Annotated in this window: 2 protein-coding genes; both read right to left on the bottom strand. The window is 40.0% G+C overall.

The annotated features are described in order from the left end of the window. Positions 1-519, bottom strand: a 519-nt coding sequence (locus tag ACRCJ0_RS14470; RefSeq protein WP_431390906.1) for a TlyA family RNA methyltransferase, incomplete at its 3' end; no start/stop codon positions are given. Positions 520-539: 20 nt separating this feature from the next. Further along, positions 540-1,229, bottom strand: a 690-nt coding sequence (locus tag ACRCJ0_RS14475; RefSeq protein WP_431390907.1) for a polyprenyl synthetase family protein, incomplete at its 5' end; no start/stop codon positions are given.

Raw genomic sequence — 1,229 nt, forward strand, 5'->3', positions numbered from 1 at the left:
GCTTTGAAGAATAGGGCGTAAAGGCGGTAATATCAAATCTAATGAAATGAAGGATACGTCAATTGTTGCGATATCTGGTTGTCCGGCTACAAAGTCTTCAGGCTTTGAATAACGGAAATTTGTTTGTTCCATCACCACAACCCGGTCATCAGAACGTAGTTTCCAGTCAAGCTGATTGGTTCCAACGTCTAGGGCGTAAGACATGCTGGCGCCATTTTGTAAGGCAACATCTGTAAATCCACCAGTTGATGAGCCAATATCTAGCACTTTCTTCTCGGTAAAGTCGATATCAAAAGACTCCATGGCTTTAACTAATTTAAAGCCCCCACGAGATACATATGGCACATCTTCCCCTTTTAAAGTCAATTGAGTCTTTACCGGTAACTTTTCACCCGGTTTATCCACTCGTAAGGCCTTTTCAGTGTAAATTTGTGCCGCCATAATAAATCGTTTGGCCTTTTCACGCGAATCCGCTAATCCTTGGCGAACAACTAAAATATCCGCTCTTTCTTTCTCCATTAATTCACCCCTTTTTTCAATTAAATATTTAAGTATTTCAAGAAGCCAGCTAATAATTCTACATCAAATGCTGGTTGAATTGCCTGAATTTGATTTAATATACTTTTACATGATTCTATTTTATCAGATAATGCCGTCAAGGCACCATTAGTACCCATTATTGACGGGTAAGTATTTTTATCTAGATCTGCATCTGAATGGTTCAATTTACCTCGCGCTTGATCCGTCCACATCACTTCTTGCAAGTCATTTTGGATTTGGTAAGCAATCCCATATGTCCAAGCGAAGTCATCTAATAAGGCAACAACTTCACTCGAAGCCTCAGCGATTTGTCCCCCTGCAAAAATAGCATAGCGGATCAATTCACCAGTTTTGTGCTTATGGATGTTTTGTAGTGAATGCAAATTAATTTGCTTGCCTTCTGACTCAACATCCATGATTTGCCCGGCAATCATACCGCTAGAACCGGCTGCCTTTGACAATTCCGCAATTAATTTTAATTTTGTTTCTGTATTTTCGATTTTTGAGTCAGCTGCAATTAAGGCAAATGCATCCGTTAGCAATGAGTCGCCAGCAAGAATAGCTGTCGCTTCATCAAAGGCTTTATGGTTAGTCGGTTTACCCCGGCGGTAATCATCATTGTCCATTGCTGGTAGGTCATCGTGAATTAAAGAATACGTATGGATATACTCTAAGGCAATAGCTGTATT

It is taken from the genome of Aerococcus sp. L_32, from assembly GCF_050689315.1.